Source organism: Bacillus sp. FSL R5-0416 (assembly GCF_037975425.1).
Classification (GTDB): Bacteria; Bacillota; Bacilli; order Bacillales; family Bacillaceae; genus Bacillus; species Bacillus subtilis.
Genome location: NZ_CP150252.1, coordinates 1,301,944 through 1,325,930, shown reverse-complemented (window position 1 = coordinate 1,325,930; position 23,987 = coordinate 1,301,944). Strand labels below are relative to the sequence as shown.

The 23,987-nt window shown below is 45.7% G+C and carries 24 protein-coding genes; 7 read left to right on the top strand and 17 right to left on the bottom strand.

The annotated features are described in order from the left end of the window. Positions 1-32 precede the first annotated feature (32 nt). The 9 genes from NYE20_RS07065 to NYE20_RS07025 all read right to left on the bottom strand — a co-directional run bounded on the left by NYE20_RS07065 (position 33) and on the right by NYE20_RS07025 (position 9,705). Positions 33-869: an SDR family oxidoreductase gene (locus NYE20_RS07065; RefSeq protein ID WP_161621522.1), complete on the bottom strand. Its 837-nt coding sequence runs from the start codon at positions 867-869 to the stop codon at positions 33-35. Continuing rightward, complete coding sequence (uxuA, locus tag NYE20_RS07060) at positions 866-1,945, bottom strand: mannonate dehydratase (RefSeq protein ID WP_161621521.1); 1,080 nt, start codon at positions 1,943-1,945, stop codon at positions 866-868. The genes NYE20_RS07065 and uxuA overlap by 4 nt, the downstream gene beginning before the upstream one ends. A 24-nt stretch (positions 1,946-1,969) precedes the next feature. Next, positions 1,970-2,989, bottom strand: coding sequence for a zinc-binding alcohol dehydrogenase family protein (locus tag NYE20_RS07055; RefSeq protein ID WP_038828738.1), 1,020 nt, complete (start codon positions 2,987-2,989; stop codon positions 1,970-1,972). A gap of 5 nt (positions 2,990-2,994) precedes the next feature. Further along, on the bottom strand, positions 2,995-4,008 hold the full coding sequence (gene allD / locus NYE20_RS07050) for an ureidoglycolate dehydrogenase (protein WP_021479490.1): 1,014 nt from the start codon (positions 4,006-4,008) through the stop codon (positions 2,995-2,997). Between the two features lie 104 nt (positions 4,009-4,112). After that, positions 4,113-5,492, bottom strand: coding sequence for an MFS transporter (locus NYE20_RS07045; protein ID WP_038828740.1), 1,380 nt, complete (start codon positions 5,490-5,492; stop codon positions 4,113-4,115). Positions 5,493-5,559: 67 nt separating this feature from the next. Continuing rightward, positions 5,560-6,981 (bottom strand): glucuronate isomerase, encoded by a 1,422-nt coding sequence (gene uxaC, locus NYE20_RS07040; protein ID WP_038828741.1) that lies wholly within the window; start codon positions 6,979-6,981, stop codon positions 5,560-5,562. 197 nt (positions 6,982-7,178) lie between these two features. After that, complete coding sequence (locus NYE20_RS07035; protein ID WP_003232765.1) at positions 7,179-8,357, bottom strand: FAD-dependent oxidoreductase; 1,179 nt, start codon at positions 8,355-8,357, stop codon at positions 7,179-7,181. A gap of 39 nt (positions 8,358-8,396) precedes the next feature. Then, positions 8,397-8,819, bottom strand: coding sequence for a DUF1641 domain-containing protein (locus tag NYE20_RS07030; protein ID WP_003220510.1), 423 nt, complete (start codon positions 8,817-8,819; stop codon positions 8,397-8,399). 388 nt (positions 8,820-9,207) lie between these two features. Continuing rightward, the gene (locus tag NYE20_RS07025) at positions 9,208-9,705 is read right to left on the bottom strand and encodes a cupin domain-containing protein (RefSeq protein ID WP_161621520.1); all 498 of its coding nucleotides are present in this window, start codon (positions 9,703-9,705) and stop codon (positions 9,208-9,210) included. Positions 9,706-9,836: 131 nt separating this feature from the next. Between NYE20_RS07025 and NYE20_RS07020 the strand changes: the two genes are divergently transcribed. The 3 genes from NYE20_RS07020 to fetB all read left to right on the top strand — a co-directional run bounded on the left by NYE20_RS07020 (position 9,837) and on the right by fetB (position 12,435). Then, on the top strand, positions 9,837-10,811 hold the full coding sequence (locus NYE20_RS07020) for a multidrug resistance efflux transporter family protein (RefSeq protein WP_020425117.1): 975 nt from the start codon (positions 9,837-9,839) through the stop codon (positions 10,809-10,811). Between the two features lie 119 nt (positions 10,812-10,930). Continuing rightward, positions 10,931-11,683 carry a phosphate ABC transporter ATP-binding protein gene (locus tag NYE20_RS07015; RefSeq protein ID WP_003232774.1) on the top strand — a complete coding sequence of 251 codons (753 nt, stop codon included), beginning with the start codon at positions 10,931-10,933 and terminating at the stop codon, positions 11,681-11,683. Continuing rightward, positions 11,683-12,435 carry an iron export ABC transporter permease subunit FetB gene (gene fetB, locus NYE20_RS07010; protein ID WP_003232776.1) on the top strand — a complete coding sequence of 251 codons (753 nt, stop codon included), beginning with the start codon at positions 11,683-11,685 and terminating at the stop codon, positions 12,433-12,435. The genes NYE20_RS07015 and fetB overlap by 1 nt, the downstream gene beginning before the upstream one ends. Positions 12,436-12,480: 45 nt before the next feature. Here fetB and NYE20_RS07005 read toward each other — a convergent pair whose 3' ends face one another. Beyond that, positions 12,481-13,293 carry a uroporphyrinogen-III synthase gene (locus NYE20_RS07005; RefSeq protein ID WP_124073146.1) on the bottom strand — a complete coding sequence of 271 codons (813 nt, stop codon included), beginning with the start codon at positions 13,291-13,293 and terminating at the stop codon, positions 12,481-12,483. Positions 13,294-13,466: 173 nt separating this feature from the next. Here NYE20_RS07005 and NYE20_RS07000 point away from each other — a divergent pair, with 173 nt between their 5' ends. Then, the gene (locus NYE20_RS07000; protein WP_003232781.1) at positions 13,467-13,655 is read left to right on the top strand and encodes a hypothetical protein; all 189 of its coding nucleotides are present in this window, start codon (positions 13,467-13,469) and stop codon (positions 13,653-13,655) included. 40 nt (positions 13,656-13,695) lie between these two features. Here the strand turns inward: NYE20_RS07000 and NYE20_RS06995 are convergent, their stop codons facing one another. After that, positions 13,696-14,874 (bottom strand): glycosyltransferase, encoded by a 1,179-nt coding sequence (locus tag NYE20_RS06995; protein WP_161621519.1) that lies wholly within the window; start codon positions 14,872-14,874, stop codon positions 13,696-13,698. Between the two features lie 22 nt (positions 14,875-14,896). Further along, positions 14,897-16,087 (bottom strand): monooxygenase YjiB, encoded by a 1,191-nt coding sequence (gene yjiB / locus NYE20_RS06990; protein WP_161621518.1) that lies wholly within the window; start codon positions 16,085-16,087, stop codon positions 14,897-14,899. Between the two features lie 388 nt (positions 16,088-16,475). Here yjiB and NYE20_RS06985 point away from each other — a divergent pair, with 388 nt between their 5' ends. Next, positions 16,476-16,754 (top strand): hypothetical protein, encoded by a 279-nt coding sequence (locus NYE20_RS06985; protein WP_003232791.1) that lies wholly within the window; start codon positions 16,476-16,478, stop codon positions 16,752-16,754. A 30-nt stretch (positions 16,755-16,784) separates the two neighbouring features. Here NYE20_RS06985 and NYE20_RS06980 read toward each other — a convergent pair whose 3' ends face one another. The 4 genes from NYE20_RS06980 to fdhF all read right to left on the bottom strand — a co-directional run bounded on the left by NYE20_RS06980 (position 16,785) and on the right by fdhF (position 21,839). Then, a complete protein-coding gene (locus NYE20_RS06980) occupies positions 16,785-17,411 on the bottom strand; it encodes an NUDIX hydrolase (RefSeq protein ID WP_161621517.1) in 627 nt (208 codons plus the stop codon). 78 nt (positions 17,412-17,489) lie between these two features. Then, complete coding sequence (locus NYE20_RS06975) at positions 17,490-18,131, bottom strand: DUF4352 domain-containing protein (protein ID WP_003244850.1); 642 nt, start codon at positions 18,129-18,131, stop codon at positions 17,490-17,492. Between the two features lie 197 nt (positions 18,132-18,328). Next, the gene (locus tag NYE20_RS06970) at positions 18,329-18,889 is read right to left on the bottom strand and encodes a DUF1641 domain-containing protein (RefSeq protein ID WP_029726254.1); all 561 of its coding nucleotides are present in this window, start codon (positions 18,887-18,889) and stop codon (positions 18,329-18,331) included. Beyond that, on the bottom strand, positions 18,882-21,839 hold the full coding sequence (gene fdhF / locus NYE20_RS06965; protein WP_161621516.1) for a formate dehydrogenase subunit alpha: 2,958 nt from the start codon (positions 21,837-21,839) through the stop codon (positions 18,882-18,884). Before fdhF ends, NYE20_RS06970 begins: the two co-directional genes overlap by 8 nt. Before the next feature lie 145 nt (positions 21,840-21,984). Here fdhF and NYE20_RS06960 point away from each other — a divergent pair, with 145 nt between their 5' ends. Together NYE20_RS06960 and NYE20_RS06955 are read left to right on the top strand one after the other, a co-directional pair. Continuing rightward, positions 21,985-22,560 carry a YjgB family protein gene (locus NYE20_RS06960; protein WP_049140745.1) on the top strand — a complete coding sequence of 192 codons (576 nt, stop codon included), beginning with the start codon at positions 21,985-21,987 and terminating at the stop codon, positions 22,558-22,560. A 100-nt stretch (positions 22,561-22,660) separates the two neighbouring features. Next, entirely contained in the window at positions 22,661-23,059 is a 399-nt protein-coding gene (locus NYE20_RS06955) for a DUF2809 domain-containing protein (RefSeq protein WP_017697549.1), read from the top strand. 8 nt (positions 23,060-23,067) lie between these two features. Here the strand turns inward: NYE20_RS06955 and NYE20_RS06950 are convergent, their stop codons facing one another. After that, on the bottom strand, positions 23,068-23,967 hold the full coding sequence (locus tag NYE20_RS06950) for a DUF2268 domain-containing protein (protein WP_161621515.1): 900 nt from the start codon (positions 23,965-23,967) through the stop codon (positions 23,068-23,070). Positions 23,968-23,987: the final 20 nt, after the last annotated feature.

The window sequence follows — 23,987 nt, the reverse complement described above, 5'->3', positions numbered from 1 at the left end:
ATGTTGGTTCAGTTTCTGTTGCATCGCTTTCGTTACACACCTGAATAAGCCATAAATCCTCCATCGACAGGAACGGTGATCCCAGTGACAAAACCGGAATAGGATTCATCCGCCAGCCAAAGAAGCGTACCGAGCAAATCCTCGGGTTTTCCGAAGCGCTTCATCGGTGTTCCCGCAATAATTTTGTGAGATCGGCTGGTGAATGTTCCGTCTTGGTTGATCAGCAGATCATGATTTTGTTTTGTCAGAAAGAAGCCTGGGGCAATCGCATTGACCCGCAGCCCGGTTTCGGCAAAATGAACAGCCATCCACATCGTAAAATTATTGATCGATGCTTTGGCGGCACTGTATGCCGGAACCTTCGTCATAGGTGAATAAGCACTCATCGAAGAAAGATTGATAATCGCCGGTGAATCGGCTTTCAGCAGCTCTTTTCCAAACACTTGCGAGGCCAGAAACGCACCGGTGAAATTGGTGGAGAATACAGTTAGAAAGCCCCTCTCATCCATATCAAAAAAGGATTGGCCTTCTCCCGCTTCTTCATATGTCTCCACATCGGTTATCGCGGCAGGATGATTGCCGCCAGCCCCGTTAATTAACAGATCAACAGCGCCAAATTGGCCAAGGATGTCTTCCTTTGACCGCTCCAGTGACATCCTGTCCAGCACATCCGCAGCAACAGCGCACGCTGTGCCGCCAGCCGCCGTTATCTCCTTCACGACCGCTTGGCCTTTTTCAGCCCTCCGATTCAATATCGCCACCTTCATGCCATGACGGGCTAGCTCCCGTGCCATCGCAGAGCAAAGCACGCCGCTGCCGCCAGTGATGACAGCCGTTTTACCAGCCAGGTTCTCATGCAGCGGGATCATACGTCCACCTCTTTTTTTGCCATTGCTTCATAGGCGTCCCACAGCCCGTTCAAATACATGATGCCAAGTGCCCGATCGTATAAGCCATATCCCGGGCGGCATTGCTCGCCCCAAAGATGGCGCCCATGATCCGGTCTGACATATCCTTCGTAATCCTGCTTATGCAGTTCTTCCATCACGCCTTGAATGTTGATTGAACCATCCTTTGTTAAATGAGATGTTTCAATAAAATCACCATTCTCATAAATTTTCACATTGCGAATATGTGAAAATGGAGCGATGCCGGCATACGTTTTAGCGATCTCCACCATGTCGTTAGCGGGATTGGCTCCCATTGAACCTGTACAAAGGGTGATACAATTAGACGGTGAATCTGATATCGCCCGCAGTTTCTTATAACTTGCCTCTCCTGTGATAATGCGCGGCAGTCCGAAAATCGGCCACGGCGGGTCATCCGGATGAATGGCCATTTGAACACCATAGGCCTCAGCAACAGGAAGAATTTCCTGCAAAAAGAATGATAAATTGTCCCATAGCTTTTCTTCATCGACCGTTCTGTAGGCAGCAAAAAGCTCTTTGATCCGAGCCAATTTTTCGGGCTCCCACCCCGGCAGTGTCATGTCAGATGCATCCTCCACCGTCCGAATCAGCTCTTGAGGATCAAGGCTTTCCACCTTGGCCTTTTCAAAAAACAGAGCGGTCGATCCATCTTCTAGCGGCCGGAACATGTCCGTGCGTGTCCAGTCAAAAACCGGCATAAAATTATAGCAGATCACTTTCACGCCAAATCCGGCAAGGTTGCGGATCGTTTGCTTGTAGTTTTCAATATACCGGCTGCGTTCTTCGTTCCCAAGTTTAATTGCTTCGTGAACATTCACGCTTTCTACAACTTCAGCATGAAAACCATAGGATTGAATATATTCGGTCTCGGCTCTGATTTCTTCTTTTTCCCACACGTCGCCGACAGGCTTTTGATGGAGAGCCCAAACGATGCCTTTGACTCCGGGAATTTGCTTCACGTGGTCAAGTGTGACTGTATCGTTGCCTCGTCCATACCATCGGAATGTCATATTCATGCTCGCACCTCCGGATTCAGTCATTTAATCAAACGTGATGACGGCTTTCCGCACCTGATCTGGATGCTCCTTAATAAACTGAAATGCATGATGAACGTCATCAACTGAAAATGTATGGGTCACCAGTCCGTTATGCACTAACCGGCCTCTATTCAAAAGCTCTACCACTTTTGGAAACTGATTGGTCTGCAATCGCGATCCGGTTATCGTGACTTCTTTTTTTGTAATCGGCAGCTGAGAAACCTGAGCCGCTCTTTCATCGAATCCAAGCACAACCACATGTCCCGCCGGTGACACGGCCTCAATTGAAAGTGCAAATGTCTCCGGCAGGCAAACAGCATCAATGACCACGTTTGCTCCTTCATTCCTAGTCCATTCAAGGACCCGCTCGGCAACATGTTCTGCTTGGACATTTACAACAGCATCGGCGCCGTTTTCTTTCGCAAATAACAGCCGCTCGTTGTTCAAGTCAGTCATCATGACAGCAGCGCCCGCCAGCTTTGCCATTTTTAACACACAGATCCCAATGGGCCCCGCTCCCTGGATCAGGACGGTATCACCTTTTTCCACCTGGCCTCTCCACACTGCCTGGGCGCCTATCGTATAAGGCTCGGCCATGACTGCTTCCTCCCAAGGCAAGTCCTTTAAGACCGCGTGAAGCTGCCTTTCCGGAAGCACAATATATTCCCGCATGCCTCCGTCCTCATGTACGCCAAATACAGAAAGCTTGGCGCAAACATTCGGCCGCCCTTTGCGGCAGGCATAGCACGATCCGCAATAAGAAATCGGCTCAATCACCACATGATCACCGGGTTTTAGGCTCTGTACATTCGCACCAACTGCCTCCACTTGTCCCGTTACCTCGTGTCCGATAACTCTCGGGAGGGTAGCAAGCGGATTCGTTCCATGATAAATGTGCATGTCTGAACCGCAAATGCCGACTCGCTTGACTTTCACGAGCACTTCATCATCCTTTGAAAGAACTGGCTTCTTCACCTCCGCTGTCACCAGATCATACGCTTTTCGTACTTGAACCGCTTTCATTTTACTCACCTGCTTTTTAAGAATTCATACACGCTCCGAGCGATAGAAATTCCGTTTTTCTTATTTCTTTCTTCATGCAGCTGCTCGATCTCGCCGGGCACATACACTCTTTCGAATCCAACAGCCGGCGGTGATTGCTGCAGTTCATCAATCATGGCATCCATCTGCTCTAAAAACGTATCCCAGTCAGTAAAAAAGGCTGGATTGATCGCGCAAACGTAATGCCCCAGCTTTCTTTTTTGATCAAGGCCGCTGTACATTTTGGCAATATGAGGGCCAAAAGCCGCGCCCGCCAGCAATCCTGAAAACACATCCACCACAATCGATAGTCCATAGCCTTTCGGGCCCCCGAATGTTGAAAGTGAGACGACCTTGTCAGGATCAGTTACTGCTTCTCCGTTTTCATCGACTCCCCATCCTTCAGGAATTTCTTTGCCCTCTTCACGGGCCTGCAGAATCTTCCCAAAAGCCACTTTGGATGTCGCCATATCTAGGATAAACGGTTTTTTATGCTTAGCCGGAACACCGTAAGCAATCGGATTTGTTCCTAAAAAAGGAGTCCTCCCCCCAAACGGGACAACGATACTGTCTGTATGCGTCATTGCTATTCCGATCAGCTTTTCGTCAGCCGCTTTTTGCACAAAATAGCTTAGCGCTCCGCAATGGCTGCTGTTTACGGCCGTGACCATGCCGACTCCTTTTTTCTTCGCCATGTCAATTGCATGGTCCATCGCCATGTCGCAATTCACATGACCGAAACCATCGTCTCCGTCAAGCACCCCGGTCACAGGCCCCGTTTCTTTAAAAACAGGCTGTGCCCCAGGATTGATCCCTCCCGCTAAAAGCCTGTTCACATAGTGTTCTGTGCGCAGCACGCCATGCGAATGTACATTGCGCAAATCAGCGTGTACGAGAACATCTGCTACTTTTTCAGCATCTCGTTCATTCAAACCGGCACTGGCCAGCTTTTGCCGAACGAGTTCCTTTGCTTCTTTAGCTGCAATTGTTATCGTTTTCAAGCAAGTGCCTCCTTCCTTTTCAGTTTTTTGGGCACTCTCCTAGCGAACCCCCTACAAACACATTTTATTTACAAATTATTTTAAATATTCTCTATATTATATTGTCAGATCTTTTGCTGAAGATCCTGAACGATCTGAGCATGCTGCTGGTCTGTGAGTTTATAAAGAAAGCCGATAATGATCATCGCTAATGCCAAAGCAATGGCCGGATACAGAAGCAGAAGCGCTTTGATGCCAATCAGCGCCTGTGCTGTCTGGACTGCATTCGGCACATAGCCGATAATCCCCAAACCGATCCCTGAGAGAAAGCCAGACAAAGATTGAGCAAGCTTTCTTGAGAAATTGAAAAGTGAATATGTCGTTGCTTCCTTCCGTTCACCGGATTTCCATTCGCCATAGTCGATAATATCGGAGACAAGAGCCCACGTGATGCCATTTGGGATACTGATTCCGATAAAGGCGATACTGGCGAGAATTGTAAACACATAAACGTTAGATGGAAGCATAAAGTTGATCAGATCCGCGGCCACACTGATGCCGAAGCCGATCATTGCCGTTCGTTTCTTTCCAAACATCTTGACGAGCTTTGGAAGGAATACGACGCCCAAAAAGGAAGAACCAATAATGATGAAGTTCATATAAGCCATTAATTCAACATTGCCCAAGTTATATTGTGCGAAATAGACGAGCATGGCAGATTTAATGTTGTATGCGGAAATTGAAAAAATCGTCATCAGGACAAGGGTTAACAGCGGTTTATTTGTAATAAATGTTTTGACGACAGATGAGAGTGTTAATTTTTCTTTTGGTGCTTCCGATATGACAATGCGCTCTTTGCAGTTGCGGTAGCAAATATAAAACCAAAACACACCGAGCGCGGCGAATAAGCCCATGACCACCGGGTAGCCGACCTTCGGATTATCAAACTTGACGAGCAGCGGCATCACGGCCACACTTGTGATAAACAAGGCGCCAAGTGATCCGATTTGGCGGAACGTCGAAATGGAGGTCCGGTCCTCAGAATTTTGAGTCATCGCTGCCCCTAATGAGCCGTACGGAATATTCACAAACGAATAGCCGATGCCCCAAATCATATAGGATGCATATGCATAAATCAGTTTTCCGGTCGTTGATACATTGGGAGACAGAAAAATAAGAACAGTAAGCACCGCAAGCACGATGCTGCCGATTAATAGATAAGGCCTGAATTTCCCCCGTTTGCCAATGTTTTTGCGATAATCGATTGATGAGCCGACAATTGGATCTGTTATCGCTGCAAACAGCTTACTGACTAAAAAAATGCCGCCGGCCATCGCAGCGGGGATTCCCGCTACATCAGTGAAATACTTCAATAAATAAATCTGGCCGAGATCAAACATAAAACCGTTGCCAAAATCACCAAAACCATAGGACATTTTCTCTTTCAATGAAAGCCTTTTTTCCGTTTCGACCGACACAACCTTATTTGCCAGTTCAGTTCGCATGTTCCACCTCTGTGTCTTAAGAATTTTCGGATAGTGATCCGCTCAGCGATGATGAGCGGACACTTTGTTACACGTTTGCTTTCTCTTCTTGAAATTGGAAGTAGTGTTTCGCATTGTCATAGCAAATCCCCTGAACGATGCTTCCCAGAAGCTCCATATCGCGCGGCACTTCGCCGTTTTCCACCCATTCTCCAATCAAATTGCAGACGATCCGCCTGAAATATTCGTGACGCGTATACGAAAGAAAGCTTCTGGAATCGGTGAGCATGCCGATAAAACGGCTGAAAAGGCCAACATTTGATAACGCTTTCATTTGATCGAGCATCCCGTCTTTAGTATCGTTAAACCACCAGGCTGTGCCGAATTGTATTTTTCCCGGGGTAATACCGTCCTGAAAACTGTTGATCATGCTGGCGATGACATAGTTATCATTTGGGTTCAATGAATATAAAATCGTTTTCGGCAGCTGGTTCTTCATCTCAACTGAGTTCAGCAGCTTGTATAAAGGCTTAGCAATTTCTTCATCGTTCATTGAATCATAGCCTGTATCAGGTCCGAGCCTTTTCATCATTTTTGTATTCGTGTTTCTTAAAGCGTTGATGTGAAACTGCATCGCCCAATCGAGCTCCGCATACAAACCGCAAAGAAACTGAAGCGTATGTGTCTTAAATTTCTTCTCATCTTCATAAGAAACCTCTGTTCCTTGTAATCTGTCAGAAAAAATCCGTCCAGCTTCTTCTTTTGTTGTTTCGGCAAATACCATTGAATCTATCGCGTGATCAGAAACTCTGCCGCCGGCTGAGTGGAAGAATCGCACTCGTTTTTCCAACGCATTTAAAAACTCATCATAGGTTGTAATCGATATGGCGGCGGCATCTTCAAGCGCCTGCACCCACTCAGGAAAGCCTTCACGATTGATCTCAAGTCCTTTATCCGGCCGAAATCCAGGCAGCACGCTGACAGGAAAGTCTTTGTCTTCTCTTAATAATAGATGGTATTCAAGAGAATCAACAGGGTCATCTGTGGTGCACACAACTTTTACATTTGATTTCACAATTAAATCCCTTGCCCCGAAGCCTTCTCCTTTGAGCAGTTCATTTGTCCGTTTCCATATAGCCGGCCCGGACTTCTCGTTTAAAATCTCATAAATGCCAAAAAAACGCTGTAATTCTAAGTGAGTCCAGTTGTAGAGTGGATTGCCAATCGCCATCGGCACGGTTTTCGCCCAAGCCATAAATTTCTCCTCATCAGGCGCATCTCCGGTGATGTATGTCTCCTCAATTCCATTGGCTCTCATGATGCGCCATTTATAATGGTCACCATACAGCCAGGCTTCCGTGATGTTTTGAAATGTCTTATTTTCATAGATTTCTTTCGGACTTAAGTGGCAGTGGTAATCAATAATTGGCATGTCTTTCGCATAATTATGATAGAGGCTGACAGCGGTTTCATTTTTCAATAAAAAGTTTTCGCCCATGAAGGGTTCCATGTCCTCACCGTCTTTCATTCTATTTCAAAATGTTAACGTTAACATTTTGATTTGTTTTTATTTTACCTTTATATTCCTCTAGGATCAATCTCTTTTTTGAAAATGAAATGTTAACGCTGTCATAAACATAAAAAAAGACATTGCCAGAAAGCACTCGGTAAGGAACGCTTTTGGCAATGTCAGATTCATTAAAAGTCTTAGTAAGCCAGGCTGAAAAGTCCTTTAATGTGTGTTAAGTAACGTACGTTACTTGCTTCTTTCATCAAGGAAGCAGGAAGACCTTTAAGCGGTGTAGAATTAGCACCAATGATGGCAACCGCGTCTTTGCGTCCAAGGCTTGCAAGTGTACCAGAGTTTACTGGCTTGAATGTTTCAAGCGTTTTGCCTTCCAGATAAGCGAATAGGTTGTAACCGATCAGCTCACCCATTTGCCATGCGATTTGTGCAGTTGGCGGGTATGGACGGCCGTCTGGACCGAAGTAAACTGCGCTGTCTCCAGCAACGAATACATCTTCATGAGATGTAGATTGCAGGAAGTCATTTACAGTCGCGCGTCCGCGGTTCACTTCTAGACCTGATTCACCGACTAATGGGTTACCTTGTACGCCGCCAGTCCAAACAAATGTGTTGGCAACAACTTTAGATCCGTCTTTCAGATCAATTACGTTTCCTTCTACATTTGTAACAGGAAGACCTGTTAAGAACTCAACGCCGCGTTTTTCAAGGCTTGCAGTCGCACGTTCGATAAGATCATCCGGAAGAACAGGAAGGATTTTCGGACCTGCTTCAACAAGTTTCAATTTGATTTCTTTATGGTCTACGCCGTATTTTTTCGCAAGGTTCGGCATGATGTCAGCAAGCTCACCAACAAGCTCAACACCTGTTAAGCCGCCGCCGCCGATAAGGATTGTTGCATCTGCTTCGTTTTTCGTTTTAGAGTACTCGCGCACACGATCTTCAACATGCTGGAAGACTTTGTTCGCATCAGCAGCAGATTTCAATACCATGCTGTTTTCTTCAAGACCTGGGATGCCGAAGTAAGCCGTTACAGAACCAAGACCAACAACAAGCGCATCGTAAGTTAATGTAGAACCGTCAGCAAGCGCAACTTCTTTTTTATCAACAGAGAAAGAGCTTACTTCCGCAATTTTAAGATCAATGTCTTTGCCTTTGAAAAGTTTTTCTAATGGCATTGCAACCGCTTTTTCAGACACGTTGCCTGCAGCAAGGCGGTGTAATTCCGTAATGATTTGGTGAGTAGGGTATTTGTTTACCACTGTCACGCGTGCTTGTTCTTTTGTGTAATGTTTGCGAACTGTTAGAGCAGAAAGAACTCCGCCATAACCAGCGCCTAGAATGACAATATGTTTTGACATCGTATATCCTCCGTCCTTTATATCAATTTGAATCTGAGATTATTTTTGGTTTTCGCGTTCGTTCATGACTTCAAGGTAGCTGTTAGCAAAACGGAACAGCTTTTGAGCTTGAGGATCTTTCAGCATGCGAAGAAGGCCGAAAAGTCCAATTGTTTCGTTGCTTGCTTCCGCGCGGTCTTTTGCTTCAATCGCAGTCGCAGCTACTTCTTTCGCTGTTTCTTTTACAGGCTCGAGAATTTCAGTGATCGCACCGACTGTGTCGCTCTTTAACACTTCGTCAGTCGCTACAGACTGAGCGAAATCATAAGACTTCGTTAAAATATTCACTAACTCAGTCAGCTTCGGAAGCTGGTCAACTAAAACAGTCAATGATTCTTGAACTTCTGGCTTTAATAGCTGATCAATAAGATCTTGCTGGCTTTGGCTGACAGACGCATTTGTTTGATCGATTGTTTCTGGCATATCCAATTCTCCTTTACTATAAGCAGTTTGCTGATTTTTTTGGAAAGGGTAGTGCCTCTCCCTGTCTCACGCTTTTAAGGCATAAGAATAAGGATTGTGAATTCGTGCACAATCATTTACAAAAATAAATGTTTACTACCCAGTTTTTCATCTTGCCATATTCAGTATTATTTTTATCTAAAAATAAACAATTGAATAAGTCAAAATCCTTTACTCTCTCTGAAAATAGCAAACACAAAAAACTCCAATTCGATTACCTTCTATATGATAACACTTTTTGAACAAAATTTGAACGTGAATTGCTTCGATTATGAAATTAATTTATATGGAGCTCATGTCATATCGTTTCTGCGGCACTAGTTATTGACAATCCAGCAATTTCTCCCCTTCACTTTACCCATATTTCCAATAGAGGCTCTCTTTTTCCTGTGATCGGATCATTCGCCGGCAACGCCGCCTGCTTAATCTGTTTGACCGCTTCCTCCCGCTCATTGGGCTTCCCCGTCTTCATATCATACTGAACGCCACCGGGATAGGCGCCAAGGACAGTAAAATCGGGACTTGAGCTGAGCTTTTTATGTCCGACTCCGGCTGGAATCACGACTGCGTCGCCTGATTTGAAAGGAATGGCAGCCCCTTTTTCTCCCCCAAACTGAATCACAGCCTCTCCACTAAGGGCAATCAGGACTTCATGCGTATTGCTGTGATAATGATGGTATGGAAAAACACTCCCTGACCAGCTGTTTGACCAGCCATGCCGGATGACGATCCGCTCTGCCAGTCCGGTGTCCTTAAGCGCGTTTTGATACACCACGAGCGGAAAATCAGGGTGATTCGGAATCCTGCCGTCATCCGGAAAGAAGTATGTCTGTGTCTCTTTTTCCATCAATTTCACCTCCCTTTTTTGTCTTCCACACATAGCGGTTCGCAAAACATGATGTTTTTCTCATGATTCCATTGATCTGCATGATACCGAATAGTATAGTATAAAAAAATAATGCCAGAATGAGGGATATCATGAAAGCTATCGTTATCGGAATATTGGCTTCACTCTTTTTCGCCGTTACCTTTATATTAAACAGAGCGATGGAGTTATCAGGAGGCAGCTGGCTTTGGAGCTCTTCGCTGCGCTTTATTTTTATGGTGCCGTTTTTATGTTTGATTGTCATCATGAGAGGGACATTCACGCCTCTCTTACTAGAGATGAGGAAAAAGCCGTTTTATTGGATCAAATGGAGCTTCGTCGGCTTCGTGCTTTTTTACGCGCCGATTACATTTGCGGCTGCATACGGTCCGGGGTGGCTCATAGCCGGAACCTGGCAAATTACAATTGTAGCCGGGGTGCTCTTATCTCCTTTGTTTTATGTCAAACAAGATATGCCGGGCGGTCCGCAGCTCGTTCGCCAAAAGATTCCCCTGGTTTCACTTGGCACTTCCATGATCATCCTGATTGGAGCGGCTCTGATTCAGCTTCAGCATGCAGAATCGCTTTCTGGGAGGATGCTGCTTTTCAGTGTGCTGCCGGTTGTCATTGCGGCTTTTGCCTATCCGTTAGGAAACAGGAGAATGCTCGAAGAATACGGAGGCCGGCTTGATACATTTCAGCGCGTGCTTGGAATGACATTGGCAAGCCTTCCATTCTGGCTTATATTAGCAGCTTACGGCTGGTGGTCAGATGGCCTTCCAACAGCAAGTCAAACCGTTCAATCCTTTATCGTTGCCGTCAGCTCAGGCATCATTGCGACGGTTTTATTTTTCTGGGCCACTGATATGGTAAGAGACAATCCGCAAAAACTCGCAGCTGTTGAAGCCACTCAATCCGGTGAAGTGATTTTCGCGCTGCTTGGTGAAATTGTTCTGCTGTCAGGCGTTTTCCCATCTCTTTTATCATTTGCCGGTTTATTCATTATAATAGCGGGTATGATGTTACATACCTTCGCTTCACAGCCGAGAAAACCGAAAAAGAAAGCACAGTCAAATCTGACTGCGTAGCATCTGCAGGAGAATGGGTGAAAGCCTGTTCTCCTTTATTTGTGCTACCAAAAGGAATCTGTTTCACGTTATAGTTAAATATAATGTCAGCCTACTTATATTGAAAGGTGATTATTGTAATGGAAGCAAACGATCAAACACAAAACATACCAGCCATCTCCTTCAGATCAGTCAGAAAAAGCTATAAACAAGATGGACAAACCTATGATGTGCTGCAGGATGTCACCGGAGACATTCAACAGGGTGCAATCGTAGCCGTTTTAGGTCCTTCCGGCTCAGGCAAAAGCACCCTCCTTTCTATGTGTAATTTAATGAGAACGCCTGACAGCGGCGAAGTCAACATATACGGAAAGGAAGTCAGAGAATGGAATGTCAATGAACTGAGGAGAACAGCAGCCCTCGCGTTTCAATCGGCTCCCGTGCTCGACGGGACAGTGCGTGACAATTTAAGTCTTGTACAAAGGCTGCATCAATCCCAGCTGTACTCTCCTGAAAAGCTGGCTTCTCTTGCAGGGCTGCCGCCAGAGCTGTTAGACAGAAGCGCCAGAGACTTATCGGGCGGGCAGCGGCAAAGACTGTCACTGGCCAGAACGCTCTCAAATCCTTCCTCCATTCTATTGTTGGACGAAATCACGTCGGCCTTGGACCCGGTTTCTGCTCTTGAGATTGAAGAACTGATCAAACGTCAGCATCAAGAGAAAAAATGGACAGTCATGTGGGTCACTCATAATATGGAGCAGGCAAAACGAATAGCCGATACCATTTGGTTTATGGCAGATGGCCGGCTGCTTGAAATCGCTGAAACCGACACATTTTTCTCCGCTCCGCAGCATGAAGCAGCGAAAGAATTTTTGAAGGGAGGCACTCGGTAATGGATTACCTTTCTCTCTCTTTAACGATGATCTTTGTTTTGATCGCCTTGTTTTTATCAAAATCCTTTAAAGCCGGTGTAGAAAAAGACATGATCATCGCCACCATCCGGGCCGCGGTGCAGCTGCTTATCATCGGTTATGTTTTGTCGCTGATTTTTCGCGGAGACCACCCTGTTTTTATCCTGCTGATGGTGCTGTTAATGCTCGCGGTGGCGGCGCAAAATGTCATCAAGCGAAAGAAAAATACTATCGGTTCGTTTTGGAGGGTGTTTGCCGCGTTAGCAATCGTAGAAATTGTGACGCAGGGAATCCTGCTGTCTCTTCATATCATTCCGCTTACGGCACGATATGTCATTCCGATCAGCGGGATGGTCATCGGAAATTCGATGGTGCTCTCAAGTTTGTTTCTAAACCGGCTTAACTCAGAAGTCGGCGTTCGCAAAGAAGAAATTCAATTAATATTGTCACTTGGCGGCACACCGAAGCAATCCATACAGCGCATTCTTACTTCAGCGATGAAAATGAGTATGATCCCGACGCTCGAAAGCCAGAAAACACTGGGTCTTGTTCAGCTTCCCGGCATGATGACAGGCCAGATTCTAGCCGGCGCGGACCCGATTCAGGCAGTACGTTTTCAACTCTTAATCGTGTTTACAACGATGGCCTCAGCCGCGCTGACTTGTGTAATCTTAAGCGTGCTGACATACCCATCATTATTCACCGTTCATCAGCAGCTGAAGCAGAATGAATGACAGACAAAAGCCGCTTTCCGAGGGAAAAGCGGCTTTTTGTACTTGTTATTCCTTTTCTTCATAATACTTGGCCAGCTCAACAATCATCGCACCCATCCGCTCAATCTCTGGCGCAAGCAGTCTCGTAATGCCCTCTTCCCGCAGTGCTTCAGCAGTCACTTTTCCGACAGCAGCTGCGATAGCGCGTTCTTCGAATACCTTCTTCACTTCATTGATATAACCTCGCCCCTTAGCAAAATCAAACAGGGAACGAACCTGAATGGCCGTTGTAAAACAAACGGCATCGATCTCACCGTTCATCAGCTCTCGGCATAACCGCTCCACCGTTTCCTCCTCCGGCGGGATGTGCTGATAAGGCAGAATCGGCAGGACAGACGCGCCTTTTTCTTCAAGAAATGCCATGAGAGCCGGCGCTTTTTCGCCATGAAGCTGCACCATGACTGTTTTTCCTGAAAAGTCGTGAGGCTCCAAGGAACGGATTAAGCCTCTTGTTGTCCCGTCTTCATCCGAAGCTTCCGGTGTGATTCCAAGCTTTTTCAGCGCAGACAGCGTTTTGTATCCCCGGCATGCCGCTTTCGCTTGGCGAATGGCCTGCAGAAACTCATCTTTCAGTCCAATTTTCTCTGCCATATCGACAAGAGTCTCCAACCCGATGCCTGTCGTGAAAATGACCCAGTCAGCTTTTTCTTCCGCAAACGTCCGCAAATCCGGCTCCACCTGCTTCTCTGCTAAGTAAACTGTACCTTGGAGAGGCCGGATGACAGGTATTCCGCCCTGTTTTTCAATGATTGTACTGATTTCTTCCGTTTTTCGTGAGCCACCGATTGCCACGCGTTTTCCAAGTAACCCTTTTCCCATACCCGTTTCCTCTCCTCTTTGCATAGGCTTTTTATGTATATAAGCTTAATAAAGCTATTTTGGCGCAAACCAAGGGAGAAATCAAGATAAACCCAAACTCCTAAAATCCATTGAATACGCCGGAAGCTTGCTGTAAGATAAACAGCAGACACGTCTTGTAACGGAGGGACGACATGGAAACAAAAAAAGAAGAATATGAAACAAAAGGCTACGATACATCAATCGTTTACGAATTCAATGAATATCCGGACGCCCGCAGCGGGCGCTGCGACAACTGTGATTACACACTGTTCAAAAGCTCTGTAAAAGGCGGAAAATTTCTTAGAGAATGCCGGAGATGCGGGATGAAAAAAAATATTTAAACAGAAAACCGAAATCAAATTGATTTCGGTTTTTATGTTTTTACTGCGGGACAGCGGATTTTTTCATAAACGCTTCAATCTCAGCTGCCGCACGCTCCGCTCCGCCAGCTTCTTTTACATCCTTTTGCATATTCTTGACGCGGCTGAGCAGCTCTTGATCACTGGATACAGCCTGAACCGCTTCCTGCAGGCTGGAAACAGTCACTTCCTCTTTCGGCAAATAAACGCCAAGGCCTAATTCATCAACCCGATTTGCAGTGAGCTCTTGCTCATACATTTGCGGAATGACGACAAGCGGCACACCTGCGTTCATCGCTTCCATCGTACTGTTCATCCCGCCATGAGAGATGAACAAATCAGCTTTCTCTAACACCTCAAGCTGCGGCACACTTTGGCGAATGGTAAAGTTAGCAGGAATATCCTCCAAGCTTTCTGGATCAATCGTTTTCCCAACAGACATGATCACTTGCCATGAAGAATCCCGAAATGCCTTGATGCACATCTTGTAAAATTCCGGCCATGCGTTAAACGCCGTACCCAAAGAAATCAGCATAATCGGGCGATCATCCTTGTCAATCAACAGGCTTTCTTTTTCCTTCCGTTCCCCGAGAGAGGGGCCGACAAAACAGAAACGGTCATCGAACGTCTCATGCTGAATCTGAAAAGACTTCGGCATAAAGACAATATTTAATGCTTCCGGCACAGCTAACTGTTCAAATGAAACAGCCGGCAACTTCTCTTGCTCCAAGTAGGCTTTAAATTCAGCCTCTGCTTCTCTTATTTTTTTCAGTATGTCTTCATTTCCTAACTGAAAGGATTCATTTTGGGCATATGACGAACAGAGCTTAATGACCGGAACATTAAGCTTTTCAGCAAACAATTTACCAGCCAGCGCAACAAAGTCATAGATGATCAGATCAGGCTGATCATCCTTATATAACTCCTCAAGCTGCGGCAGAATGCTGAGTGATTCTTTCAAAAGGCTGAGGGGCGCGTCATTCTTTTCCATCATCTCCCTGATTTGCTTAGGATCAATATTCAAGGATGTATGATAGAGCAATGCTTCTCCACCGGCTTGCTGAACAGCGGGCGCAAACTCCTCAGTCGTCGCGTACGTGACACGGTGCCCTTTCTCACAAAGCTTCTCTACTAAAGCAAGCGTAGGATTGACATGTCCGTATGCCGGGATATTGATCATCGAAATATGGTACTTTTTCATGAATCTCCAGTCTCCTTATCTATTACATTTTCACACGGAAGCTCTTTAATCCGTATATCACACTGTTTTCAATCGGAGTGATACTGACGCACTCCATATGAGGAAAAGCAGAAATCAAAGACGTTAACGCGATATTTGCTTCAAGACGGGCAAGCGGAGCCCCAAGGCAAAAATGGATGCCATGGCCAAACGCAATATGCGGATTAGGATGGCGGCGGATATCAAACATGTGCGGCCTGTCAAACTTCGCTTCATCACGATTTGCCGATGCCACAAACGCCAAAACCATATCACCTTCTTTCATCAGGTGCCCCCCGATCTCCGTATCCCGCTTGGCAATGCGCCTCAAAACCGGGGCGGGCGCTCTGAAACGCAGGGCTTCCTCCACTGCCTGAGGCATCAGTTCAGGATGGCTGCGCAGTTCCTCGTAAACGCCTGGCGTTTCTAATATGCTGTACATCGCATTTGAAATCAGGTTTGTAGTGGTTTCATTTCCGGCCACCAGCAGCAGCGTGCAAAACGGAATCAGCTCTTCACCGGACAGCTTCTCGCCTGTTTCTTCCGCTTCCACTAAAATAGAAATAATATCCTGCGCCGGTTTGTTTCGCTTTTCTTCTATGATGCCGGCAAAAAACGCAGCCAGTTCTTCCTCACACTTATCTCGTTCTTCCAAAAAGGCTTTTTCAGCTTCTTCACTTTTATCCCTCGGTGTACTGACCAGAAGATCAGACCATGCTTTAAACTGATCCATATGCGCTGAAGGCACTCCCAGTAGCTCAGATATCACAATAACCGGAAGCGGGTATGAAAAATCTTGAACAAGGTCAAACTCACTGCGCCCCTGAAATTTTTGAATCAGTTCATCTGTGATTTCTTGAATTCTCGGTTCCCATTGCTTCATCACGCGCGGAGTAAAGGCTTTATTCACGACTGAACGGATTTTTGTATGCTTCGGCGGGTCCATGTTAATGATGGAATTTCCAATAGAGCTTGTCTGCTGCGGCATGTAACTGGAAAACAGCTCTTTATCCCCAACAACTTTTTTGACATCATCATAAAGAAAAACGCTCCACACTTGGTTTTCTTCATCAAAGGAAACAGGCGCATCCTTTCTCATCGATTCGTACCATGGAAACGGATGATACGCATCCTGTTTGTTTTTCCCATTGAGCAGCGCTCGCTGCAAGGCTTGCCGGCGGTTTAACACACTCATTATGGTCACTCCCTTGAAAAAATTCAGCAATGAATGTTCCACTTCACCTCCCGCTTTCGAAAAAGAGAGGGACTACCACAAATAATTAAATTGATAACAGCAGGCAGGCGATCACGATGTTCGATGCAGGCATCATATATTCCCCCTCGAATTTCGTTCATCTTACCATAATCTTTCAATTTTTTTCTATTCTGCACTGCTGTTTTGGCTCACAACGTGACCTTAGGCATAAGCACGCAAATCCAATATGGATTCAATTGCACCGCTCCGCTCAAAAAACGTCTCTGTTTTCAACCAAATGCACTAACTCCAAAAATGACTTTCCCATTATGTAAAATAATTTGGTTCTATGATTAAATAGAAGGTAAAAGGTGAAGGAGAGAACAACGTGGCAGCACAGACTGATTACAAAAAACAAGTTGTCGGAATCCTACTTTCACTTGCATTCGTACTCTTTGTGTTCTCTTTTTCTGAGAGACATGAAAAACCGCTTGTTGAGGGAAAAAAACAGGAAAACTGGCATACTGTCGTCGACAAAGCCTCTGTCAAAATTTATGGCAGCCGATTAGTTGAAGAAAACAAATTAAAGCAAAAACTCGGCCATAAACAAGCCGATTCTATTTTGACCCTTCTGAAACTCGCCAACGAAAAACACATTACATTATAAAAAAGAAAGAGCCCATAGGCTCTTTCTTTTTTAGTCAAATATCGTTTTCTTGTCCGGATGGCGCAAAAAGTCAAACAGCATGCTAAGCTGTGAGGGTGTGTTTCGTTTTGGAGAAAGCGGCGGGAGGCTGTCTTCCGGAAAAAAAGCGGCATGATTCGTCTCGATCCCTGTTTCCCCCTGCCCGCCCGTCATGCTGCATGCGATGAAGATTTTATAATAGTGATAAGGCTGAGGGGGATGAGAGTGTTTATGGCTGTCTAGCACGGCCAGCAATCGAGACGGCTCTGTATCGTACCCCGACTCTTCTTTGATTTCCTTGACGACGTTTTCAGCTGGCGATAAACCAATCTCGCAAAATCCACCCGGCAGCGACCACAGCTCATCATGCTTCTCCCGGACAAGCAAAATCTGATTCTCTCGGAATACTGCGCCGCGAACATCCGCTTTCGGTGTTGGATAGCCGCTCTCCCCATTCCATAAATCAGTGATAACTTCAATGTCCATCTGTGAGTAATCCACCATCATTTCTGCACTGAGCTTCATTAGCTCTTCGTACCTCTCCCTGTCGTACACATCCTTGGAAAAAGCAAGCCCAGCCTGTGCAATCGCTTGAATCCGCTGTGCCCGTTCCAGCCATTTGGTTTGCACTTTTATCACTCATCCTTTCAAGTCAAGTTTCGCTATAAAAAATGCACGTTTTCCACAGATGAAAAACGTGCAACTGTAAATTAGCTTCTAATCTAACTTCACCAAGTAATCAATATCGTCCTTTACTCTCTCTTCTGTATTACTGCTATTTGTATCAGCTAAAAACGGATTATATACCAGTGTGTAATGTTTCTGTTCTCCTTTAGGGATGACATAACTGAGTACACCTGTAACCTTTTTCCCCGATACTAGTGTTCCTCCCATAAGGATTCTGCCCTTCTCTTCTATAGAAAAAACAGGCCGTACTGATTGATCATTCTTATCTCTTAAATCAAACCCGATAAAATTGTAGCTTATTGAATCTTCCCCTATATTTTCCATCGTAACTTCTATAATAAGCCGTTCCTCATCATCTTTTATTGTTTTTGTCTCCTCATTTACAGCTCCGCCAACATTCATATATTCACCTTTTTGCACTCTATCAACTTTATTCACTGTAAAATTCGTATGTCCTGCTTTAAATGTTTCTCCTATTTTATGTATTTGATCATCTTTTTTGGTCTTCGGCTCACCGCCTTTTTTCAATTCCTTATCAAGTTCCTTTTCAAGCTCTTCTTGCGATTTTTTCTCTTTCGGTTTTTCCTTCTCTGACGCATCGCTCGATTGGCTGCACGCTGAAAGCGCTAACCCGATCGTCAAGACAAATAATAGTAATAAGACTTTTTTCATGATTGTTCCCCCATCTAAAGTAATCGATTTCTATTATAATCAGATTTTTCCTTTTCCTAACAGGTAAGAAAGTAACGATTATTTCTATCTCATTCATCACAATCTTACTTCTTCCTAGTATTTGAATATTTTTTACTAGTCCATTAGACCTTTTCATCAAAAAACCCGAGCTGGCTGAAGCCGGCTCGGGCGGGAGGTCAATCTCGCTTGTTCATTCCTCTTTTCTCTCGGGGTTCCTGATGATGTTTTTGGTGTTCCGGAGGCTGCGTCGTGCGTTCTAGCTCCTTTGTATCTTGTCCCATTCCTTTTAAAAAAGAAAAGAGTAGTGTAATTGATTTGTTGATTTCTGGGTCTTTTAGCGAGCGGATAATATCAAAATAACCTGTCTTTTCTTCACTGTTTTTCTGCTCTACAGCGCTTGCCACACCCGCATTCACTTTCAAAATGAGGGGCTCCAGCTGCTTCACGTCCAGCATGCCGAGGGTTCCAAACAGAAGCAATAGATTTTTCAATGTGTTGGCCGTTTCCTCTGTATCAGCCTTTTTCACTAAGATGTCAAGAACTTTATCTCCTTGGCCAAAAAGGCCGCGCAGCAATGGCAGCACGCCGCGCTCGTTCATATGGCCGAGCATATGCAAGGTTTCGAGAATCGCTTCTTTATGGTCAACTAGAGCATCTTCAATTTCTCTTAAATCACGCTTTCGCTGATCCTCTTCTGTTACCTCGATTTTTTGGATTCGTTTAATCGCTTTAGCCATTATAGCCCATCCCCCTTTTCACAGCGTCACCAGGGAAAATATAATCCTTCCGCGCCCATTTCTTATGAACCTGCACACCGATTTGCGGCTGCGGATTGCCGTTGCGGTGGTTGATCTTAGGCAGCGGGCTGATTCCGTCGTGCTTCAAAATTTCCATCTTGGCCGATGTTTCTTTGTAAGCAGGCGTATCGGTATCCTTATCGGCATGGCTGCCTGTTAACAGGTTGATCGCCGCTTCCCCTGAATCGTTCATTGGCAGATATACTTCCTTCCCTTTTACTCGATCAGTAATCAGGCACTTCACTTTGACATTTCCGAAAGGCGATGTGAGTCTGACGAGGGTTCCGTCCTGAATCCCTCGTTCTGCCGCAAGCTCAGAAGAAATTTCTAAGAATACTTCCGGTGTTTTTTCGGAAATCCCTTTTGATTTGTAAGTCAGATTCCCTTCGTGGAAATGCTCCAAGAGCCGCCCATTGTTGACATGGATATCATATTCCTCACCGAATTCCTCAGGCTCTGTCCACTGGACAGGGTAGAGAATGGCCTTGCCGTCCGGGAAAGGGAAGCGCTCTGTAAAGAGTAAAGGCGAATCCTTTCCATCAGCGTTTACAGGCCATTGCAGGGAATTATAGCCCTCAAGACGTTCATAGGTGACACCGGCATAAATCGGCGACAGCTTGGCTGCTTCCTCCATAATGTCTGCAGGATGCTTATAGTGCCAGCCGGCGCCAAGCTTATTGGCAACCTCCATAATAATCTGCCAATCCGGCTTTGATTCGCCCAGCGGTTCAAATACCTGATACAAACGCTGAATCCGGCGTTCTGTGTTTGTAAACGTTCCTTCTTTTTCAAGGCTTGGGCTCGCAGGAAGAACCACATCAGCAAACTCCGCTGTACGTGAAAGGAAAATGTCCTGCACCACAAAGAAATCAAGCTTTTCATATGCGGCGTGTACATGATTGATATTGGAATCCACCAGGCCCATTTCTTCACCTTTTACATACATCGCTTTCAGCTGTCCGGAATGGATTTTTTCAATCATTTCGTGGTTGGTCATACCCGGCTCCTTCGGCAGCGGCACACCCCACACACGCTCGTATTTTTGGCGGACTTGTTCATCCGTCACTTTTTCATAGCCTGGCATTCTGTCAGGCATACTCCCGAAGTCACTTGCTCCCTGCACGTTATTATGACCGCGCAATGGGTAAGAACCTGCTCCCGGTTTTCCGTAGTTTCCTGTCACAAGTAGCAGGTTAGAGATCGCCGTGCTCGTGTCGCTTCCTCCAATATGCTGTGTCACGCCCATCGCCCACAATGCGCACACACTGTCAGCTTGCCCGATCATCTCTGCCATTTGGATAAGGGTTTCTTGATCAATCCCGGTTTTCTCCTCAGCATATTCAAGTGTGTACGGCGCGAGGCTTTTTACATATTCATCCCGTCCGTTCACTCTTTCTCTCAAAAATCGTTCATCGGCCTTGCCGTTTTCTATTAAATATTTGGCGATCGCATTCAGCCAGACGATATCCGATCCGGCACGCGGCTGGACAAATAAATCTGAGCGCTCTGCCATTTCGTGCTTTCTGATATCCGCGACGATCACTTTCTGCCCTCTCAGCTTATGAGCCCGTTTAATGCGAGTGGATAAGACTGGATGCGACTCAGACGTGTTCGAACCGATAATCAAAACAAGGTCCGCTTGCGCGATATCTGTAATTGATCCTGAATCACCGCCATAGCCGACTGTCCGGAACAGGCCGGCAGTCGCAGGAGATTGGCAATAGCGAGAGCAGTTGTCCACATTATTTGTGCCAATGACCCCTCTGGCCAGCTTTTGCATAAGATAGGATTCTTCATTTGTACATTTAGAAGATGTAATAAAAGCGAGAGAATCCGGGCCAAACGCCTCTTTTAATTCCGTGAACTTGCTGGCGACCAGCGATAACGCCTCCTCCCACTCTGCTTCACGGAAATGGTCACCTTCACGGATCAGCGGCTTTGTCAGGCGTTCTTCGCTGTTAACGAAATCCCAGCCGAACTTGCCTTTCACACAAGTAGAAATGCCGTTGGCTGGCGCTTCCTCCTGCGGCTCTACTTTCAGAATGTCTCTGCCCTTTGTCCAGACATCAAAGCTGCAGCCGACGCCGCAATACGTGCAGACGGTTTTCGTTTTTTTGATTCGTTCATCGCGCATAGCAGATTCCATATCAGAAATCGCGAGAATCGAGCCGTAGCCTGTCTCTACGCCTTTCGTGATCTCGATCATCGGTCGCAGCGTTTCGTTATTGATGCCTGTTAAATATCCGGCTTCCCCTTCCATTCCTTTTTCCATCATCGCGTTGCACGGACAGACCGTTGAACAATGGCCGCATGACACACATGACGACTCATTGATCGGCACGTCGTTATCCCAAATGACGCGCGGGCGTTTCCGCTCCCAGTCAATGGTCAGCGTTTCAGTTACCTGAACGTCCTGGCATGCTTCAACACAGCGTCCGCACAATATACATTGATCTGGATCATACCGATAAAACGGATGGGATTCATCCTTATGGTATGGCTTGTGATCAAACGGAATGCTTTGGTGATTGATTTTCATTTCCTTCACCGTATTATGTATTTCGCATCCCCCATTGTTGTAATCGCAAACTGTACAATAAAGCTCATGATTATATAAAATCTTGTCCATCCCGATGACCTGCGCTTTTTTCACGTCAGGTGAGAGCGTATCAATGATATCCCCATCCTTTAATTCAGCGGAGCACGACCTCTTCAGCTCACCATTGATGCTGACGATGCACGTATCACATGTTTCAATCGGCCCTAAGCTTGGATGATAGCAAACTTGCGGCACTTCAATCGAGCTGTTATTCAAAAGCTGCAGCACCGTCTGTTCCTCGGACGCTTCCATTTCAACGCCGTTTATTGTGATTTTTTTCTTGCCAGCCATCTCCATTCCCCTTTCTTGCTTTATATACCGAATTACCTATTTCAGTTCCCTTACAACAACTCAATAAAACATACAAAGCGCACTCACATGTTTTATTGCACTAACACCGGGAAACGGGATGGTAGATCAATAAGGAGGGATCAACATGAAAAAGACAATGTCTGCTATTACCGCTGCGGCAGCAGTAACAAGCTGTTTTACCGGCTTTGGGGCTGCGTCCTTTTCAGCACCGGCAAATGCCGCAGCTCAAACAAACACGCTCTCAGAAAACACGAATCAATCAGCCGCCGAGCTTGTCAAAAACCTCTATAACACCGCCTATAAAGGGGAAATGCCTCAGCAGGCGCAAGGCCTTACCATTAACAAAAGCACAAAAGGGGATGTCCACGCTGCGTTTGGGGAACCGGAAAGACCAGTCGGGGGAGACAATCGATTTGATTTATATCACTGGAATATGGGACAGCCGGGCTACGGATTTTCCTATCATAAAGACATGACAATTTCAGAAATCCGCTACTTTGGAACCAGTGTGGAACGGCAGCTGAATTTAGGCGGAGTTACGCCGGAAGTGCTGCAGAAGCAATTAGGACCAGCAAATCGGGTGTTAACCGTCCCGTTTACCGATGAAATCGATTATGTATATGATACAGGCCGCTATGAACTCCATTTTGTAATAGGCACGGATCAGACAGCCGACCATGTAAACCTAAAAGCAAAATAAACACCCTACGCGGCTATTCAGCCGCTTTTTTAGTGGACAAATAAAAGCTATATTCCTTACAATACAGGGAGATGAAGCAGAGACGGGGTATCAATTCGCAATGAAGCGAAATCGTTGGATATATGCAGTTTTCACCGTACTGATCATTGGGCTGGGGCTTGGATCCAGAGCATTCTCCAGTGTTCTTCCTGATACCCTCAATACTTATCTGGGAGACTCGTTGTGGGCCGCCATGATCTTTACGGGATGCGGATTTCTATTTCGGAAGCTGAAGACAATGATAACGGGCATTATCAGTCTTTCTTTCTGTTTTGTCATTGAATTCAGCCAGCTCTATCATGCCGAATGGATCGACCAGATTAGGGATACTTCTCTTGGCGGGCTTGTACTGGGGTACGGTTTTTTATGGAGCGATATCGAAGCATATACAATCGGAATTGCCGCCTGCGCCGCCATAGAACTGCTGGTTTTGGGAATCAAAAAGCGCCGCTGTATGTGACGCTTTTTTCATGTAGAAAACAGCCCGCATTGAGAAAGAATGGTCTTCGCATCCAAACGCGTGGCCTCGCTTATCGTGATATGATGTTGATTCATAAATAACTGAACGGCATGATATCCAACCGCATAACCTGCAAAAGCCGATAAACCTGCAGGCTTAAAGCCTTGGTCGTTAGCAATTGGATCACCAAACATATAACGGCTGACTTCCGAAAATCCTTTCACATCCAGCACCTCATTGATCACATCAATGGAATATTGCAAATCTTCATGATCAAAACGAGTTACCCAAGGGCCCAATCGTTCCGTACCAAACAGCTCTCTGGCGAATGATTCCGCCAATCCTTCAATCACAAGATAATCCCCGACACTTACAGAGCCATGATGAAAAACTATATACGAAAACCGCACATTATGATGAAACTCATGAGCAATAATTGAAGGAATCCTTGGCAGGTTATAACGGTTCGGATCAATCCATACATGAATAAAGCCCGGTATCCCGCCAAACCCGCAGTAGCCTTTTTTCAGCTGAAGTTTATTTGGATCAGCGATATAAAGGCCGAATTTGATCTCCTCTGCATTCACCCGCAGCTGTTCGCGCTCAGCAAAAAATATGCATTGCCGAAGTGCAGATTCAGCTGTCTCTGAAACATGTGATTCTTTCAGTATTTGCAGTGCTTTCTGGCCGCTTTCAGCATCACGGACATCCAAATAGCCCAGCATTTTCGCAGCCATGATCACATCATAGCCGTTTGGCTCCTTCGCTTTCAGCGGAACTTGGATGGCGGTCCACATCTTTTCAAACGGCCTCATCATCGTATACCGAAATTCATCTTCTCTTTTCTGTTCTTCCATTGAAAACAGCTTTTCGTATTGCTCAAAGGTCTTTTCCATTACAAGATTCATCCTGATCCCTCCTTGTCAAA

Coding starts and splice junctions, on each gene's coding strand:
- NYE20_RS07065 (WP_161621522.1), bottom strand. CDS start 869: ATGATCCCGCTGCATGAGAACCTGGCTGGTAAAACGGCTGTCATCACT.
- uxuA (WP_161621521.1), bottom strand. CDS start 1,945: ATGAATATGACATTCCGATGGTATGGACGAGGCAACGATACAGTCACA.
- NYE20_RS07055 (WP_038828738.1), bottom strand. CDS start 2,989: ATGAAAGCGGTTCAAGTACGAAAAGCGTATGATCTGGTGACAGCGGAG.
- NYE20_RS07045 (WP_038828740.1), bottom strand. CDS start 5,492: ATGCGAACTGAACTGGCAAATAAGGTTGTGTCGGTCGAAACGGAAAAA.
- uxaC (WP_038828741.1), bottom strand. CDS start 6,981: ATGGAACCCTTCATGGGCGAAAACTTTTTATTGAAAAATGAAACCGCT.
- NYE20_RS07035 (WP_003232765.1), bottom strand. CDS start 8,357: ATGTCAAAACATATTGTCATTCTAGGCGCTGGTTATGGCGGAGTTCTT.
- NYE20_RS07030 (WP_003220510.1), bottom strand. CDS start 8,819: ATGCCAGAAACAATCGATCAAACAAATGCGTCTGTCAGCCAAAGCCAG.
- NYE20_RS07025 (WP_161621520.1), bottom strand. CDS start 9,705: ATGGAAAAAGAGACACAGACATACTTCTTTCCGGATGACGGCAGGATT.
- NYE20_RS07020 (WP_020425117.1), top strand. CDS start 9,837: ATGAAAGCTATCGTTATCGGAATATTGGCTTCACTCTTTTTCGCCGTT.
- NYE20_RS07015 (WP_003232774.1), top strand. CDS start 10,931: ATGGAAGCAAACGATCAAACACAAAACATACCAGCCATCTCCTTCAGA.
- fetB (WP_003232776.1), top strand. CDS start 11,683: ATGGATTACCTTTCTCTCTCTTTAACGATGATCTTTGTTTTGATCGCC.
- NYE20_RS07005 (WP_124073146.1), bottom strand. CDS start 13,293: ATGGGAAAAGGGTTACTTGGAAAACGCGTGGCAATCGGTGGCTCACGA.
- NYE20_RS07000 (WP_003232781.1), top strand. CDS start 13,467: ATGGAAACAAAAAAAGAAGAATATGAAACAAAAGGCTACGATACATCA.
- NYE20_RS06995 (WP_161621519.1), bottom strand. CDS start 14,874: ATGAAAAAGTACCATATTTCGATGATCAATATCCCGGCATACGGACAT.
- yjiB (WP_161621518.1), bottom strand. CDS start 16,087: ATGAGTGTGTTAAACCGCCGGCAAGCCTTGCAGCGAGCGCTGCTCAAT.
- NYE20_RS06975 (WP_003244850.1), bottom strand. CDS start 18,131: ATGAAAAAAGTCTTATTACTATTATTTGTCTTGACGATCGGGTTAGCG.
- NYE20_RS06970 (WP_029726254.1), bottom strand. CDS start 18,889: ATGGCTAAAGCGATTAAACGAATCCAAAAAATCGAGGTAACAGAAGAG.
- fdhF (WP_161621516.1), bottom strand. CDS start 21,839: ATGGCTGGCAAGAAAAAAATCACAATAAACGGCGTTGAAATGGAAGCG.
- NYE20_RS06960 (WP_049140745.1), top strand. CDS start 21,985: ATGAAAAAGACAATGTCTGCTATTACCGCTGCGGCAGCAGTAACAAGC.
- NYE20_RS06955 (WP_017697549.1), top strand. CDS start 22,661: ATGAAGCGAAATCGTTGGATATATGCAGTTTTCACCGTACTGATCATT.
- NYE20_RS06950 (WP_161621515.1), bottom strand. CDS start 23,967: ATGAATCTTGTAATGGAAAAGACCTTTGAGCAATACGAAAAGCTGTTT.